This window comes from Ruegeria sp. BG10, from assembly GCF_056538575.1.
In genome coordinates this window covers 1-14,747 of the sequence record NZ_JBQFTI010000004.1, presented here as the reverse complement: position 1 = coordinate 14,747, position 14,747 = coordinate 1, and the positions used below count along the sequence as shown (strand labels likewise).

The window sequence follows — 14,747 nt, the reverse complement described above, 5'->3', positions numbered from 1 at the left end:
GGATCAATGTCGTTTGCGACACGGGCGAAGGCTGAACTGACGGAAATGATCGTGAACCGGGTTAATGTCGTGCCTTTTCCGCATGCTGCGCCTGCGGGGTGCGGGAAAGGCGCTTGCGCGTGCCCCGTTGCCTCAGATATCCCCGGAAGGACTGTAATCTTCCAGGCGGGAGTACATATGATCCTGTCCCCTGTCCGCCGATTTCTGATCGCGGCTCTGGCTCTGGGTGTTTTGACGCTGGCTCCGATCCGGGCCGGAGCGGACGGGATTTTGGTGTTTGCCGCTGCGAGCCTGAAAAATGCGCTGGATCAAATCGCGCCGGTGTTCGAACAGCAGACGGGGCATGACGTCACCGTATCCTTTGCGGCCTCATCGGTTTTGGCGCGACAGATTCAGTTGGGCGCGCCTGCGGATCTGTTCATTTCGGCCAATGCGGACTGGATGGATGTGCTACAGAAGCATGGGTTGATTGACCCGGCGTCGCGCGTTGACTTGCTGGGAAACGGGCTGGTTCTGATTGGCGCGGAGGATCAGCCTGACATCGGAGACATGCGCGCGGATGTCGATCTGCCGGGGTTGCTGGCTGGCGGCCATCTGGCGATGGCTCTGGTCGATGCCGTTCCGGCGGGAATTTATGGCAAGGCTGCACTACAAAACCTGGGGCTTTGGGGCGATGTGAAGGATCACGTCGCGCAAACCGACAATGTGCGCGCGGCACTGGCTCTGGTTGCCACCGGAGCAGCCCCATTGGGGGTCGTGTATCGGTCTGACGCGATGGCGGAAAACAGGGTAAAGGTCGTCGCCGCATTCCCTTCTGATCTGCATCCGCCAATTGTCTATCCGGCCGCGGTGACAGGTGCCGGTGCCGCCGGCGCGTCGGAGTTCCTGAATTATCTTCAGTCGGATTTGGCCCGGTCCGTGTTTGCAGAGCAGGGTTTTTCCCTGCCGGGCAGCTAACCGGGTGGGTTGGCTGGGACCAGCGGAACTGGAAGCGCTGAGGCTGTCCCTGCGCGTGTCGTTCTGGGCGACATTGGTGACGCTGCCCTTTGGTATTTTCGTCGCTTACGCGCTGGCACGCTGGCGATTTCCCGGTCGACAGCTTCTGAATGGGCTTGTGCATTTGCCGCTGATCCTGCCTCCGGTTGTGACCGGATATCTGCTGCTGCTGACCTTTGGCATTCAGGGACCGCTGGGCAGGTTGCTGGCCGAATTCGGCATCGTCGTGGCCTTTCGCTGGACGGGCGCGGCGCTGGCGGCGGGGATCATGGCCTTCCCGCTGATGGTGCGCGCCATCCGCCTGTCGATTGAGGCCGTGGACCCCAAACTGGAACAGGCCGGCGCGACGCTTGGGGCATCACGCCCGTTTGTCTTTGCAACCATAACCCTGCCGATGATCCTGCCAGGGGTGGTCGCCGGGTCCATCCTCGCCTTTGCCAAAGCGATGGGCGAGTTCGGTGCAACCATCACATTTGTGTCGAACATACCGGGACAGACGCAAACGCTGCCCTCGGCGGTCTACGCATTCCTGCAGGTGCCGGGGGGCGAAGGCGCGGCAACCCGACTGGTGGTGATTTCAATCGTGATCGCCATGGGGGCGTTGTTGCTGTCGGAATACGTCGGTCGGCGCGCCGCCGCGCGGGTAGCCGGATCATGAGCCTGTCCGTCCATCTGCGGCACGATCTGCCCGATATGACGCTGGACCTCAGCTTTGAGGCTCCGGCAGGGGTCACGGTTCTGTTCGGGCGGTCGGGGTCCGGCAAAACCACGGTGGTCAACGCGGTAGCCGGGCTGTTGCGACCCACATCCGGGCGTGTGGCCGTAAACGGCTGGAAGCTGTTCGATACCCAGGAAAACCTGTGGCTGCCGCCCCATCGGCGGCGGCTTGGGTACATTTTTCAGGAAGGCCGCCTGTTTCCGCATCTGACGGTTCGCCAAAATCTCTCCTATGGGCGCTGGTTCGCCCCCAAAGGCACGCGCCGCGAAAACCCCGACAAGGTGATTGACATGTTGGGTATCGGCCACCTGCTGGACCGTCGCCCGGCCGGGCTTTCGGGGGGCGAGAAACAACGCGTGGCCATTGGTCGGGCGCTTTTGGCCAGCCCGCGTCTGATCCTGGCGGACGAGCCGCTGGCGGCGCTGGACGACGCCCGTAAGGCTGAAATTCTGCCCTATTTCGAACGGTTGCGGGATGAGGTCTCGGTCCCCATCCTGTACGTCACCCATGCCGCCGCCGAGGTCGCCCGGCTGGCGACGTCAGTTGTTGCGCTGCAGGACGGTAAAGTGGTGCGGCACGGACTGGCGTCCGAGGTGATGGCCGACCCGTCGGTGGCCCCCGCCGGTGTGCGGGCAGTGGGTGCGGTTTTGCAGGTCCGGGTCCGCAAGCATCACGCCGATGGGCTGACCGAACTGGATGCCGGCGGCGAAAGCCTGTTCCTGCCAAGGGTGCCGCATCAGATCGGTGAGGACCTTCGGATTCGGATCCCTGCGCAAGAGGTTATCCTGTCGAGCAAAAGGCCCGAAGGCCTTTCGGCCCTGAACATGTTGGGGGGCACTGTGGAAACGATCCGCGCGGGCGAGGGCCCCGGGGCCATCGTCTCGGTGAAAACCCCCGCCGGGTCGGTTCTGGCCCGCGTCACCCGCCGCTCGGTTGCGGCGCTGGAATTGGAGCCGGGCAAACCCTGTTTTGCGGTGATCAAAACAGTCGCGCTGGCGCCGCAGGATGTCGGCGGGCGTGTGAACGCGCCCTAAACCAGAGCGCGCGCTTCGAATTCGCGCAGGATCATCCGGGCGGCACGACCGAACCCCGCCCCTGTTGGCGTGGCGGTGTCGGGGAATATCGCAGCCAGTTCCTGCAACGCGTCCGAAGACAGGGTGTAGAGGGATTCCTCGCCCAGAAACAAGCTCTCTGCCGGTGCGCCCTCGGCCGTCAGGATTTCGTGGTTGTCGAGCAGAATATGAAAATACTCCACCGGTTCATCCGACATCTCAACATCGATGCCCGGCCACGAACACAGGTGTTTGGCTGCGACAAGGGCCTCGCGCGCGCCGAACAGAAGTTCGACTTTGGGACCCCGGACCAGAACCCGGTGCTGTTGAGAGACGAGCAGATCACGGCAGGGTGTATTCGGACCCAAACTTCCGGCGCTGATCCTGACGGGGCGCATCGCTGGATTGTCCCGTAATCGATCCGGCGGCAGGGCGCTGCTTTCGATCCATCGGATCGGTTGCGGGCCGTGATCCTGCGTGTGGACATTTTCGCCCGCGGCCAGCGTCTCGATTGGCCGCGCGCCGTTGTCCGTGTCAATCAGAGTGCCGGCTGTAAAACAGACCCCTTCGATGGTGATGGTGACGGGCTGAGAGAGGTTGAACGGCAGCGTACCAAAGGGAAAGGCAACCGTTCCGGTGACCTGAACCGTGAATGTGTCGATGGCTATATCTCCGCTGTCGAGGCTGTCGAAGAAGACCGGATCGACGGTATAGGTCCATTCGCCGGTATTCGGATCGACAGAGGCGGTGCCGAAGGCCGGCGGGGACGAAATAACCCAGGTCTGCGACGTGATGGTGCCCGGTGTATCGACGTCCAGATCGCCGGTCGCCATATTCGGCGGGTTGCCGGTGACCAGACCTGTTGTGTCGCCCGCGATAGATGCCATGTCACATACCCTCCTTCTGCAGGGCCTGTTCGAATTCCTGTTTGCGGTACAGGCGCATATGCACATCGCCCGCATCATCGCGGGTCCACTCGACGATCCGGTTTCGGGTCATGTCGCTGTCCATGCGGTTTGTTCGCACGCGGGGATGCGGGATTTGATCCTTCAGAAGTTCCACGATCTGATTGGTCTGACCGAAAGGGGCAACCAGATCCACGATCCAGAATGACGATCCGCTGGTGAAATCCGTGTCGGTCAGGGGTGTTTCCTGCACTGCATATCGGTGTTCCGCCTCGGCGCTGAGGCCCGCAAATGTCACAAAGCCGCGGGGAAAGCCGTTCTGGCGAAAGATGTGATACTGTCCCAGCCGGAACGGAGTTTCAAACGCGTACAGGACCTGTCCCAGACTGCGGTCCCGGTGCGTCCGGGTTAGCGAGGCAAGATAGAACATCGCGCCGAAATCCGCATATTTGTCGGGCGGGAAGTCGAACCAGTCTTTTGGGAATGCCTTGCTCAATACAAACCCCGTTCAATTCAGACATCCGGATTCTAACCTCTAAAGTTTTGAAATGATACTGTTTTGACCTCGGATTCCCCCACGGCGGGCCGGGTTGCAGTCCAACGTCACGGGGCGCGAACTTTACTCGTTCGGCACGACGACTATGATCCTTGTCAGGTTTGGTTTGTTTCTAGGGATTTATTGCCATGCGGTACTGGAGGTTGTGGGGCGCACTCGCGCTGGTTGTGTTGCCGGGATTGGCGCAGGCCGTCGGGTTCGGCGTTGGCCTGAACCCTGCATTTCGCACAACGGTCACCCCGCTGAACGGCGGAATATATCAGGTGTCCACCAGCGGCACCTCGGCTGCGGTCGCCTATTGGTGTGGTATCGGTGACTTTGCCATCCGCACCCTGCGCACGCAGGCGACACAGCGCATCTACATCACCAAGGCGTATGAGAAGCAAACGCGGACGGTGCAGTTTTCCCTGACCGCACCCGAAGGTGTAGACACCACGCCGGGCTATTCCGTCACCGTCAAGCGCGTCGGCGAGAACATGACGGCCGGTTCCGCGCAGGGCTACTGCTTTGACAATTTCATGGATTTCGGATTCTGAGGGCGGCTCAGACCCATTTTGCCATCGGCGGCAGGCTCATCAGGACCGCGTCCGGGTCGTGACCGGTTTCCAGCCCGAACTTGGTGCCCCGGTCATAAACGAGGTTGTATTCGGCATATAGGCCGCGATGTACAAGTTGGGTGTTCTTGTCCTCATCGCTGAACGCCTGCACCCGGCGCTTTTCGACCAGCGGCAGAAATGCGGGCAGAAAAGCCCGGCCGATATCCTGCGTCAGCGCGAAATCGCGGGCCCAGTCGCCGGTACAATAGTCATCCATGAATATCCCGCCGACCCCCCGCGCGCGCTTGCGGTGGGGGATATAGAAATACTCGTCCGCCCAATCCTTCAGTCGCGGATAGTGCCCGGGCCCGTGCGGGTCCAGATGGGATTTCTGGGTGGCGTGAAAATGGGCTGTGTCGTCTTCGTATTCGATACAGGGGTTCAGGTCCGAACCGCCGCCGAACCACCAGGCATGCGGGGTCCAGAACATGCGGGTGTTCATATGAACCGCCGGGACGTGTGGGTTTTGCATATGCGCGACCAGCGAGATGCCCGAGGCCCAGAATTTGGGGTCTTCGGTCATGCCCGGAATCCCCTTGCGCGCGGCCATGGCCTGTTGCGCGCGTGCGCCCAGCGTACCGTATACGGTCGAGACATTGACGCCGACTTTCTCGAACACCCGACCGCCGCGCATCACCGACATCAGACCGCCGCCCGCATCCGTGCCGTCCTCGGACAGGCGCTTGGTATCCTTGATCTCGAACCGGCCCGGGCTGGTTTCCGCGAATGGTCCGGTGGTGTGGTTGTCTTCGAGGGATTCAAACGCCGCGACGATGTCGTCGCGCAACTGGCGGAACCAGGCGGATGCGGTGGATTTTTCTGTATCGAACATGAGGATCAGTGGGCCGGGGCTGCGACGGGGTCCAGCAGAGTGCGGCCGCCATCAATAGTCAGGATTTGTCCGGTGATGAACCCGGCCGCATCCGAGGCCAGATATTGCGCGGTTTCGGTGAGCTCGGAAGGCGCGGCAATCCGGGCCAGAGGCGTGTGCTTTTCGATATCGTCGCGGAAGCCGCGGTTTTCCTTCAGTGTCGATTGCAAGGATGCACTCATCACCGATCCAAGCGCAATGGAATTCACCCGGATACGATGGGGGGCAAAGGCGACAGCCAGTGAACGCGTCATCTGATCCAGCGCCGCCGTCGACACCGAATAGGCCATCAGATCGGGATGCGTGCGCCGCGCGGCAATCGAAGACAGGTTGATGATCGACCCGGCCGGATCCTCGTCATCATCGCCTGTCTGCTTGATCATCCGTTTGGCGACCAGCTGGCTCAGCCGCAGGGCGGGCATCAGGTTCTGGTTCAGCAGGGTGCGGACCGAGTCATCCTCGGTATCCAGGGGATCGGACGGGATGACCTGGCGCGAACCGTTGATCAGGATGTCGATCTGATCGAAGGCGTCTATGGTGGCCGACAACAGGTTGGCGATTGTCAGCTTTTCCCGCAGATCGCCGGCAAAGAATCGGATGTTGCTGTCATCGGCCTGCTCGCCCAGTTCCTCGGCCAGCCGCTTTTCGTCCATATCGGCGAACATCACATTGGCACCCGCGTCGGCAAAGTGCCGCCCAATGGCCAGACCGACGCCACTGGCGCCCCCTGTCACGATTGCGGTCTTGCCAGCTATGGAAAAGGACATGCGCTTCCTCCTGAATTGCGGCGCAGGTTAACCGGGATCATCGCCGAGGGCGAGAGGCGTGAAACACCTTGAAACGATTGTCGCCGGCCACCTCTTCCACGCGCGTGAAGGTCTCTGCAAGCGTGGACTCATAGGGCAGGTGGCGGTTGGCAACCATCCATAGGTCACCCTGTCGGGTGAGGTTTCTGGCCGCCGACGCGATAAAGCCTTGCCCCAACGCAGGATCGGCGCTGCGCGATGTGTGGAACGGTGGGTTCATCACGACCGTATCAACAGGGTCGGGCGCCCGCCATGTGACGGCATCGGCCCAGTGGAACAGGGCACGGGGATCGGTCACGTTCGCGCGGGCGCAGGTCAGCGCGATATGGTCCGCCTCGACCAGATGGATGGTTTTCAGGCCTGTGGTCTGCATAAGCCCCGCGGACAGAAACCCCCATCCGGCCCCTAAATCAGCGACCCGCGGGCCAATCTTGTCCGGCAATGCGCCAAGCAACAGGGCAGAGGCGGGATCGATTCCGTCCGCGGAAAACACACCCGGCGCGGTCAGGTACCCGTCCACCTTCTGACTTTCGGGCGCGGCCCAGTCGGAAAACGCAGCGCGATCGGACTGAAACCAGAATATCTTGCCATGAGCCTTGGAAATCGGCCCTTCAACTGCAACGCGCTTGCGGATGTCCTTAAGCACGCTGTCCACGCCATCGGTTTTTGCACCGCCCACCACAACCACACCGCTGGCGCGGCCGCAGGCCTGATACACCAGACTGCGGGCCAGAGCCTTTGCGCGGGGCAGGAACACGATGGCGTCCTGGCAGGCATCCTGAGCCTCGGGAACAACATCGAAACCCTGATTGGCAAAGTGATCGTGGAACGGTTTGAACGGCTGCACCACCTGTGTCTCATGAGGCAGAGCTGACAAGTCATGGGCCATCGTCGGCGCCATAACCGTCAGCGGTTGCGACAACGTCAGGCCGCTTTGCAGGGCAAGATCAAGGCGAGGGGACATAAGCGTTTTCGGTCAGAGCGGCGCGGTCTTACTCTTCCCGTTCCATAGTGCATTGCAGGGGGTGCTGGTGCCTGCGGGCGAAATCCATGACCTGGCCCACCTTGGTCTCGGCGATCTCGTGGCTGAAGACACCGACGACGGCCACGCCTTTCTTGTGGACGGTCAGCATGATCTCGAACGCCTGCGCGTGGGTCATGCCAAAGAACCGCTCCAGCACATGCACGACGAACTCCATCGGCGTGTAGTCGTCGTTCAGCAGCAGAACCTTGTACAGCGGCGGACGCTTGGTCTTGGGGCGCGTCTGTACAAGAACGGACGACTCGGGGTCGTCGTCCGGCTCGTCAGACATCATCCATTGGTGTTCCAGCATCGCGTTCTACTATCCGATTCAGGCTTCGGTTTGTTTGTGCGGTTATATAACGTCACAAGGGCCGGAGAAAAGAGCCAGCAGGACGTATTCGACATGGACCAAAATCTTACCACAATCGGCTTCGATGCGGACGATACCCTGTGGCATAACGAGCGGTTTTTTCAGCTGACTCAGACTTATTTCACCGAATTGCTGGCCGATCACGCCGACCGGGACCACCTGCTGGAACGTCTGCTGGCCGCTGAAAAACGCAACATCCGGCATTACGGCTACGGAATCAAAGGATTTACCCTGTCGATGATCGAAACCGCGATCGAGGTGACAGAGAACCGCGTTCCAGCCGCTGTAATTCGACGGCTGATCGAGGCCGGGCAGGAAATGCTGGCCCATCCGATCGAGTTGCTGCCCCATGCGCGCGAGGCGATCGAAAGCGTGGCAGCGACTCATCAGGTGGTTCTGATCACCAAGGGCGACCTGATCGATCAGGAGCGGAAGCTGGCGCAATCAGGGCTGGGAGAGCTGTTCGATGCGGTCGAGATCGTGTCGGAAAAGTCGCCGGAAACCTATCGTGAGATATTTGCCAGCCATGGTCAGGGGCCCGCACATGCGATGATGGTGGGAAATTCGATGCGCTCGGACGTGGTCGCACCGATCCGGGCCGGGTGCTGGGGTGTTTATGTGCCGCATGGGCTGGTCTGGGAAGTCGAACACGCGGAAACCCCTGTGGATAACCCGCGTTACAAAGAGCTGCGGGATCTGAGCGGGCTTTCGGATCTTGTCCGCGCGCTGAGTTGATGTTGCCATTTGGCCGCAGTCTCGGAATTTCGCGCCGATTCGACGACACAGTCTTGCCAGTATTGCGCATTTAGTGGCCGCCGCGCTGGAACGGACAATATATTGTGGTGGGTCAAGGTGATAACGAAACCGCAAAAACACGAGCTTTCGGTTTATTTCAAAGGGGCGCTGTGCTAGCCTGACAGATAATAAAATAAATGGTTGCCGACCGGGAAAACCCGGCGGCCTGAGGTAGACAGAGGCAAAGATCGTGCAGGTTCGGCGGACAGTTCCGGCCCGGATGGGCTTAATCCTTATGGCGTTGATATGGCTGCTTTCCTTTGCGCCTGTGCAAGGGGTCGCGGCACCGTATGCGGCGATGGTGATCGACGCCCGCACCGGTGAAGTGCTGCACTCGCGCAATGCCGACACCCGGCTGCACCCGGCCTCGCTGACCAAGATGATGACGCTTTATATTGCGTTTGAAGCGGTGAGGAACGGAGAGATCGACCTGGATACTCAGGTGCGCATCACCAAAAAGGCCGCCTCCGAGCCGCCGTCAAAACTGGGGTTGCGATCCGGCCAAAGGATTGCATTCCGTTATCTGATCCGGGCGGCGGCGGTAAAATCGGCCAATGATGCCGCCACTGCCATTGGAATCGCGATCAGCGGGTCCGAGGCGGCGTTTGCCCGTCGCATGACACGCACCGCCAAAGCCATGGGCATGAGCCGGACGACTTTCAAGAACGCCCATGGGCTGACGGAATCGGGCCACCTGTCGACCGCGAGGGACATGACCACACTGGGCCGTCATCTGCTGTATGATTATCCGCAGTACTACAACCTGTTCTCGCGCCAGTCGACGCATGCGGGGATCAAGACGGTTCCCAACACGAACCGTCGCCTGTTGGCTGCTTACAGGGGCGCGGACGGGATCAAGACGGGATACACTCGTGCGGCCGGTTTCAACCTGGTTGCGTCTGCCAAACGCAAGGACGAACGCATCATTGCCACGGTCTTTGGTGGCAAGTCCGGCGCGTCGCGCAATGCACGCGTGGCCGAGCTGCTGGATATGGGCTTTCGTCGTGCCCCCTCGCGGGCACCGATCCGCAAACCAGCCCGCCCGGCCTATGCCGGAAATTCCGGGCTGGGCGCCACGATTGCCGCTCTGACCGTTGCGCCGAAATCCAGCCTGCGCCCGGTGCTGCGACCGGGGCCGGGTGCCGCGGTGCAAGTCGCGGGCACCGTTGCCGAAACCGCCGCCAAGAACGGTGCGCGCATTCAGGATGGAATTGCAGCCGCAATTGCCGCGGCGGATATCCAGTCACCCACCGACGACACGACGCGGCCTGCTGCTCGTCCCGGGGATCTTGTTCTGGCCTCGACCGATCCTGTCGTACAACCCGAGCCAGAGCAGGAAATCGTCACCCGGCTGTCCACATCCGGCGGGCATCTGTGGGGCGTCAATGTCGGCCGCTATACCACCCGATACGAGGCGGAAAAGGTTTTGCTGAAAACCGCCCTGTCGGAAATGACCACTCTGGAAGGCACGCTGCGCAAGGTGAACCAAAGCTCGCGCGGCTTTGATGCGACGTTTCAGGGCATGACCCGCGAACAGGCCGATCTGGCCTGCCGCAGGCTACAGGCCCGGAACGTCACATGTTTCATGATCGGGCCGTCATAAGACCCGACATGCTCTCTCCTGGCTGGATTTGGCTGCGGGGTCACCCGCAGCCTTTTTTGTCAGTCGAAGACGTGGCCGTGCTGGTATTGTTCATCCTGCCCGGCGGCGGCCGTCAAGGCCGCTACGTTGTCCTTGGTAAAGAACCCGTCATAGTGGTGGCAGCGCTCGATATATTCCGTGATCAGCAGCGTGTTCTTTGAGTGTTTCGAGAAGATCTGTTTCAGGTTCGGATCGTCTTTGCACTCGCCCACCACATGGGCCAGGAACGGCACGCCCTTGTCTTTCAGCGTGTTGACCACGAAATCCACGTTCTTTTCGCCCGCGTTGTGATCGCCATCCTGAATTTCAACTGCCATGTGGTGCAGGCGGCGGCCGAAATTGCGTACGAAATCCTCGGTCGGCATCGGCAGCTTGGCGAATGAATTCACGAAAGAAGGCGTGTTGTTGGCTGTGAAAACCTTGGCTGGCGATTTCTTGTCGTCATCCACATTGGCGTTCCGGTTTACATTGGTCGACGAGTTCATGTCGAAGATGTTGTACGCCCCCCAGAAGTAATAGGGCACCATGGTCAGGAACTCGAGGATCGCGTCCTCGCGCTCGCCGGCCAGGACGCGGGTGGCAAGGTGATCGATGCCCAGCATCAGAGGCGCGATCTTGCTGTCGGCGCCAAACGCAGCGGCCTGTTCCAGCTGCGCCTGTTCCGCATCGCTTAGCAAGACCCGATCACCAAGGCCCAGACTGTCGGGGTCGTTGAAATCCAGCGTGGAATACCCCACCCGGTTGCAGGTGAAATCTGACGGCGTTGTAAAGCAAAACCCATCCAGCGTGTAGAAGGGGTTTTCGGCGTCACCGCTGTATTCGAACCGGATGTTCTGACCTTCGAGCGTCTTGCAGAGGGTTTTGAGTTCCGTCGCACCGTAAATCTCGCCGACATAGCGGGTTTGCGGGGTACTGCGGGCCAGCGGGTACATCCGGTTGATGCGCGGAATGAAGTCTTCGAAACTTGGGCTCAGCGGGGCCATCACGATCAGCGCGGGATAGTCCGGATGCGAATGCAGGATCGAAAATTTGTGGGTTTGCCCCAGATATGTGGCCGTGTGGCGATAGGGGGTCATGACATAGAGTTCGATCAGGGTGTCGAACAGCGCGGTGGTTTCCACCTGAAGAACGATTGCCCGCATCGCGCCGACCTGATCGGCAATTCCGGAACTGTCACGCCGTTCGTAAATCATCGGCAAGTATTCATTGAAAAAGTCCGAGTTTTTCTTGTCGCCCCGGGGTTCATAAGACATCAGATCGAAAGACATTAACTTACCTCCTTGCGTGTGCCCGATTGCGATCGGGCACGGCGCTGCCTGGATTTGTAGTATTCAGAACATGCACTTGCCGGCATGCTAGGGACTGAAATCCGCGCGGGCAACAGTAAGAAAGTGGGCCGCCGACCTTACGCCGGGATGGCTATCGGATGAATTTTGTCACCTCGACACCGCCGTCTATCAGGTTTTGGCGCACCGACCGGGCGATCTGAACCGCAGTTGACCCGTCACCATGCAGGCAGATCGTGTCGATCGAGGTCTCCAGCCGCTGGCCGGATTCGGTGATGATGGCCCCTTCGCGGACCATGTTCAGAATACGGGGGCCGGCAATGTCCGGGTCATGGATGACGGCGCCCGGCAGGCTGCGATCGATAAGTGTGCCGTCATCATTATAGGCGCGGTCGGCAAAAATCTCGCCGACCCAATTGCAGCCCAGCTCGCGCACCGCCTTTTCCTGTTTGGTGACAGCCAGAACCATGATGATGATGTCGGGGTCCACATCCAGCGCGCCCTGATAGCAGGCCCGCGCCATGTCTATATCGACCGAACACATATTGGCTAGCGCGCCATGCAGTTTCAGGTGTCGCACTTGCGCGCCAACCGCGTTGGCCATCCCCATTGCCGCGCCCAGCTGATAGCGCACCAGATTGCGTAGGGTCGCGTGGGGCACATTCATGTTGCGACGGCCAAAACCCTGCAGGTCGGGAAAGCCGGGATGCGCACCGATGCCGACGCCGTTTTCAGCAGCCAGAGCCATCGTCTGCGCCATCACATCCGGGTCACCTGCGTGAAAGCCGCAGGCGATATTGGCCGAAGTGATAATCTTCAGCAGGCTGTCATCGTCCCCCATCTTCCAGGGACCAAAGCTTTCCCCCATATCGGCATTCAGATCGACGCTGGGCATTGGCAGCACTCCTTAGTCAGTGGCAGAGATCATTCCGCCGATCAATTGGTAGGACAACAGGTCCGGGATGTCATGCGGGTCGCGCACCAGCGGTTCCACCCGCGACCGCATCCGCGACAGGTCCGCCACGAAGGCAGCCTGCAGGGCGATGGCCTCTTCCATCGTCACGAACGAAAACCGAACCAGCCCGCCTGCCGGGGTCTGTGCCGCGCGCGGCAAGTCGCAAGGCAGGACAGTGGCGATGCGGGGGTAGCCTCCGGTGGTTTGACATTCGGGCAGCAGGATAAAGGGGTTTCCGGTGCCGGTCATCTGAATGTCACCGGGCGTTATGACTTCGGACAGAATGTTCAACTGCCCTTTGGCGGCGAACCCTGCACCATTGCTGTCCAACTGCATTCCCATCCGGTTGGCCCGCGCGCCGCGGCGAAATTCGGTTTGGCCAAAGCGGTCCAGCGTTTCCTGATCGAACAGTGCGGACTGAAAGCTGGCCACCACGCGCAGGGTTCCTCCGGCAAACCGCTCATCAGGGCGCAGTTTCGCGCCGACATCACCCGTGTCGGGCGCGGACGGCAATATATCTCCGGCTTGCACGGCGCGCCCGACATTCGCAGTCAGATGGGCCGAGCGAGATCCCAGCACCATTGGCGTTTCGATTCCGCCACCAAGATGCAGGTAACCGTAATTCCCCTGCTTGACCGCCCCGATGGTCAGCTGTTGCCCGGTCATAAGGGAATGAGAGGCATTCCAGACCACAGGAACATCGTCGACGCTGGCCTGCATCGGGGCACCCGTCAGGGCAATGCGCACGGGTTGCGTGGCTTCGAATACACCGCCCATGCCCGCCATTTCCAATGCCGCGCAATCCGGGCTCTGCCCCAACAAGGCCGCTCCTTCATGCAGGGCCAGTTGATCTGCGGCGCCTGATCGCGACAGACCCTGATCCAGATATCCGCTGCGACCTTGATCCTGTATTGTGCAGGCAGGACCGATACTGATCACGCGCAGGCTCATCCCGGGATCTCCTCGCAGGTCGCCCCGCCCGAACCATCGGTGGCGGTCGCACGGATTTCCTCCAGTTCCTCTTCCGAGACCGGCAGAAACTGCATTTCATCGCCGGGGCGCAGCGCAAAGCTTTGCAGGGCTTCGGGCCGGAAACAGCGAAAAGCGGTCTGACCGACATGACGCCATCCGGTCGGGGTCGGGCCCGAAAACAGCACAAACTGAGAAATGGCCAGTACCAACGCGCCCTCCGGCACCATCGGTGTAAGTTCACTAAGGCGCGGAATATTGAACTCGGGTCCCAACGGCCCGAGATAGGGCTGCCCCGGGGCAAAGCCGATGGTCAGAACCCGAACGCGCGTTTCGCTCAGGCGCCGTATTACGTCGTCAGTGGTCAGCCCCGCCGCGGAGGCCGCCTCATCCAGTTGCGGGGCAAGAACGCCCCCATATACAGTTGGCACCCGCCACAGTCTGCGCCCGCCCGGCAGTGGCGTTTGATACCAGTTCTGTTGCCGCAGCACCTGTTCAATCCGTGCATGGAGTTCGGCATGAGGCAGGCTCAGGGGGTCGAACCGCACATAGGCAGAGGCCAGCGAGGCGGACGTCTCGATCACGCCCTTCCACTTTAGTGATTCGATTGCATTGCGAAATGCCAGCGCCGCCCGGTTCGAGGGTTCCGCCATCGTGTCGGCAAACGAGATCAACAGGCCGTCCAGGCCAACCGTTCGGATGCAAGGGAAAGGGTCAGCGTGCGTTAAGTTCATGTCACAGTGCGGGCGTATCTTTCTGCTGACCTGACCGTATTAAGGGTTAATGCGCAAGGCCCGGGATTCGGTTAGTGCCGAATTTGATGCCTGACGCGTGGGGCGAGTCCCGAAAACCGGGCCAAAACTGAACCGGCCGGGGCGTCCGACTCGGTTTGTTCTTGTGGGCGCATCTGACAAACGCACTATATATAGGGTAATCGTGTATCGGATCGGATGCTATCAGAATGTCCGGAACCCCTCATCGACATGTAGACAGCATTTTGGGAGCGTCAGGGAGATTGGTAACCAACTGACAAAAAAAAGAAAAATAAGAAAAAGCAAAAAAATCGCGCAGGATGTAATTTTCCACTTGCGGCTAGTGTTGGTTATACTTAGAACCCCCTTCACCGGCGCTGGTGAGGCGCTGGGTTTGCATCGGATGGACGGTGCTGACGGATCGGAAAGACGGTTGAGACGCTTGGGAGAGACC

Annotated in this window: 16 protein-coding genes; 6 read left to right on the top strand and 10 right to left on the bottom strand. The window is 60.5% G+C overall.

Annotated features, from left to right (window positions below; all coding sequences use genetic code 11):
* The first annotated feature begins 177 nt into the window (after positions 1-177).
* From modA to modC, 3 genes are read left to right on the top strand one after another with little or no spacing between them, the layout of a single operon-like run.
* Positions 178-957, top strand: coding sequence for a molybdate ABC transporter substrate-binding protein (modA, locus tag ACR0D8_RS15310; RefSeq protein WP_480647774.1), 780 nt, complete (start codon positions 178-180; stop codon positions 955-957).
* A 4-nt stretch (positions 958-961) separates the two neighbouring features.
* Positions 962-1,654, top strand: a complete 693-nt coding sequence (gene modB / locus ACR0D8_RS15305) for a molybdate ABC transporter permease subunit (RefSeq protein ID WP_480647772.1) — start codon at positions 962-964, stop codon at positions 1,652-1,654.
* Entirely contained in the window at positions 1,651-2,748 is a 1,098-nt protein-coding gene (gene modC / locus ACR0D8_RS15300) for a molybdenum ABC transporter ATP-binding protein (RefSeq protein WP_480647770.1), read from the top strand. The genes modB and modC overlap by 4 nt, the downstream gene beginning before the upstream one ends.
* Here modC and ACR0D8_RS15295 read toward each other — a convergent pair.
* Together ACR0D8_RS15295 and ACR0D8_RS15290 are read right to left on the bottom strand one after the other, a co-directional pair.
* Positions 2,745-3,653 (bottom strand): Hint domain-containing protein, encoded by a 909-nt coding sequence (locus tag ACR0D8_RS15295; protein ID WP_480647768.1) that lies wholly within the window; start codon positions 3,651-3,653, stop codon positions 2,745-2,747. The two genes, modC and ACR0D8_RS15295, sit on opposite strands and share 4 nt — an antisense overlap.
* Before the next feature lies 1 nt (position 3,654).
* Positions 3,655-4,167 carry a toxin-activating lysine-acyltransferase gene (locus tag ACR0D8_RS15290; RefSeq protein WP_480647766.1) on the bottom strand — a complete coding sequence of 171 codons (513 nt, stop codon included), beginning with the start codon at positions 4,165-4,167 and terminating at the stop codon, positions 3,655-3,657.
* 188 nt (positions 4,168-4,355) lie between these two features.
* On the opposite strand from ACR0D8_RS15290, the gene ACR0D8_RS15285 reads away from it, so the two are divergent.
* Complete coding sequence (locus tag ACR0D8_RS15285; RefSeq protein WP_480647765.1) at positions 4,356-4,763, top strand: hypothetical protein; 408 nt, start codon at positions 4,356-4,358, stop codon at positions 4,761-4,763.
* Between the two features lie 7 nt (positions 4,764-4,770).
* Here the strand turns inward: ACR0D8_RS15285 and hemF are convergent, their stop codons facing one another.
* From hemF to clpS, 4 genes are read right to left on the bottom strand one after another with little or no spacing between them, the layout of a single operon-like run.
* Complete coding sequence (gene hemF / locus ACR0D8_RS15280) at positions 4,771-5,655, bottom strand: oxygen-dependent coproporphyrinogen oxidase (protein ID WP_480647763.1); 885 nt, start codon at positions 5,653-5,655, stop codon at positions 4,771-4,773.
* A 5-nt stretch (positions 5,656-5,660) separates the two neighbouring features.
* Positions 5,661-6,461 (bottom strand): SDR family NAD(P)-dependent oxidoreductase, encoded by an 801-nt coding sequence (locus tag ACR0D8_RS15275; RefSeq protein WP_480647761.1) that lies wholly within the window; start codon positions 6,459-6,461, stop codon positions 5,661-5,663.
* Positions 6,462-6,498: 37 nt separating this feature from the next.
* Positions 6,499-7,464 carry a class I SAM-dependent methyltransferase gene (locus ACR0D8_RS15270; RefSeq protein WP_480647759.1) on the bottom strand — a complete coding sequence of 322 codons (966 nt, stop codon included), beginning with the start codon at positions 7,462-7,464 and terminating at the stop codon, positions 6,499-6,501.
* Between the two features lie 28 nt (positions 7,465-7,492).
* Positions 7,493-7,834 (bottom strand): ATP-dependent Clp protease adapter ClpS, encoded by a 342-nt coding sequence (clpS, locus tag ACR0D8_RS15265; protein WP_475153982.1) that lies wholly within the window; start codon positions 7,832-7,834, stop codon positions 7,493-7,495.
* 93 nt (positions 7,835-7,927) lie between these two features.
* On the opposite strand from clpS, the gene ACR0D8_RS15260 reads away from it, so the two are divergent.
* Both ACR0D8_RS15260 and ACR0D8_RS15255 read left to right on the top strand, forming a co-directional pair.
* Positions 7,928-8,629 (top strand): HAD family hydrolase, encoded by a 702-nt coding sequence (locus ACR0D8_RS15260; RefSeq protein ID WP_480647757.1) that lies wholly within the window; start codon positions 7,928-7,930, stop codon positions 8,627-8,629.
* A 280-nt stretch (positions 8,630-8,909) separates the two neighbouring features.
* Positions 8,910-10,292, top strand: a complete 1,383-nt coding sequence (locus ACR0D8_RS15255) for a D-alanyl-D-alanine carboxypeptidase family protein (protein WP_480647755.1) — start codon at positions 8,910-8,912, stop codon at positions 10,290-10,292.
* Between the two features lie 59 nt (positions 10,293-10,351).
* Here ACR0D8_RS15255 and ACR0D8_RS15250 read toward each other — a convergent pair whose 3' ends face one another.
* The 4 genes from ACR0D8_RS15250 to ACR0D8_RS15235 all read right to left on the bottom strand — a co-directional run bounded on the left by ACR0D8_RS15250 (position 10,352) and on the right by ACR0D8_RS15235 (position 14,275).
* The gene (locus ACR0D8_RS15250) at positions 10,352-11,599 is read right to left on the bottom strand and encodes a hypothetical protein (RefSeq protein ID WP_480647754.1); all 1,248 of its coding nucleotides are present in this window, start codon (positions 11,597-11,599) and stop codon (positions 10,352-10,354) included.
* A gap of 151 nt (positions 11,600-11,750) precedes the next feature.
* Positions 11,751-12,512, bottom strand: coding sequence for a LamB/YcsF family protein (locus tag ACR0D8_RS15245; RefSeq protein ID WP_480647752.1), 762 nt, complete (start codon positions 12,510-12,512; stop codon positions 11,751-11,753).
* Positions 12,513-12,524: 12 nt separating this feature from the next.
* A complete protein-coding gene (locus ACR0D8_RS15240) occupies positions 12,525-13,523 on the bottom strand; it encodes a 5-oxoprolinase subunit C family protein (protein ID WP_480647750.1) in 999 nt (332 codons plus the stop codon).
* Positions 13,520-14,275, bottom strand: a complete 756-nt coding sequence (locus tag ACR0D8_RS15235; protein ID WP_480647748.1) for a 5-oxoprolinase subunit B family protein — start codon at positions 14,273-14,275, stop codon at positions 13,520-13,522. Before ACR0D8_RS15235 ends, ACR0D8_RS15240 begins: the two co-directional genes overlap by 4 nt.
* Between the last annotated feature and the right edge of the window lie 472 nt (positions 14,276-14,747).

What these genes read in the sequence shown, in the direction of transcription:
- modA (WP_480647774.1), top strand. Translation starts at nt 178, where the DNA reads ATGATCCTGTCCCCTGTCCGCCGATTTCTGATCGCGGCTCTGGCTCTG.
- modC (WP_480647770.1), top strand. Translation starts at nt 1,651, where the DNA reads ATGAGCCTGTCCGTCCATCTGCGGCACGATCTGCCCGATATGACGCTG.
- ACR0D8_RS15295 (WP_480647768.1), bottom strand. Translation starts at nt 3,653, where the DNA reads ATGGCATCTATCGCGGGCGACACAACAGGTCTGGTCACCGGCAACCCG.
- ACR0D8_RS15285 (WP_480647765.1), top strand. Translation starts at nt 4,356, where the DNA reads ATGCGGTACTGGAGGTTGTGGGGCGCACTCGCGCTGGTTGTGTTGCCG.
- hemF (WP_480647763.1), bottom strand. Translation starts at nt 5,655, where the DNA reads ATGTTCGATACAGAAAAATCCACCGCATCCGCCTGGTTCCGCCAGTTG.
- ACR0D8_RS15275 (WP_480647761.1), bottom strand. Translation starts at nt 6,461, where the DNA reads ATGTCCTTTTCCATAGCTGGCAAGACCGCAATCGTGACAGGGGGCGCC.
- ACR0D8_RS15270 (WP_480647759.1), bottom strand. Translation starts at nt 7,464, where the DNA reads ATGTCCCCTCGCCTTGATCTTGCCCTGCAAAGCGGCCTGACGTTGTCG.
- clpS (WP_475153982.1), bottom strand. Translation starts at nt 7,834, where the DNA reads ATGCTGGAACACCAATGGATGATGTCTGACGAGCCGGACGACGACCCC.
- ACR0D8_RS15260 (WP_480647757.1), top strand. Translation starts at nt 7,928, where the DNA reads ATGGACCAAAATCTTACCACAATCGGCTTCGATGCGGACGATACCCTG.
- ACR0D8_RS15255 (WP_480647755.1), top strand. Translation starts at nt 8,910, where the DNA reads ATGGGCTTAATCCTTATGGCGTTGATATGGCTGCTTTCCTTTGCGCCT.
- ACR0D8_RS15250 (WP_480647754.1), bottom strand. Translation starts at nt 11,599, where the DNA reads ATGTCTTTCGATCTGATGTCTTATGAACCCCGGGGCGACAAGAAAAAC.
- ACR0D8_RS15245 (WP_480647752.1), bottom strand. Translation starts at nt 12,512, where the DNA reads ATGCCCAGCGTCGATCTGAATGCCGATATGGGGGAAAGCTTTGGTCCC.
- ACR0D8_RS15240 (WP_480647750.1), bottom strand. Translation starts at nt 13,523, where the DNA reads ATGAGCCTGCGCGTGATCAGTATCGGTCCTGCCTGCACAATACAGGAT.
- ACR0D8_RS15235 (WP_480647748.1), bottom strand. Translation starts at nt 14,275, where the DNA reads ATGAACTTAACGCACGCTGACCCTTTCCCTTGCATCCGAACGGTTGGC.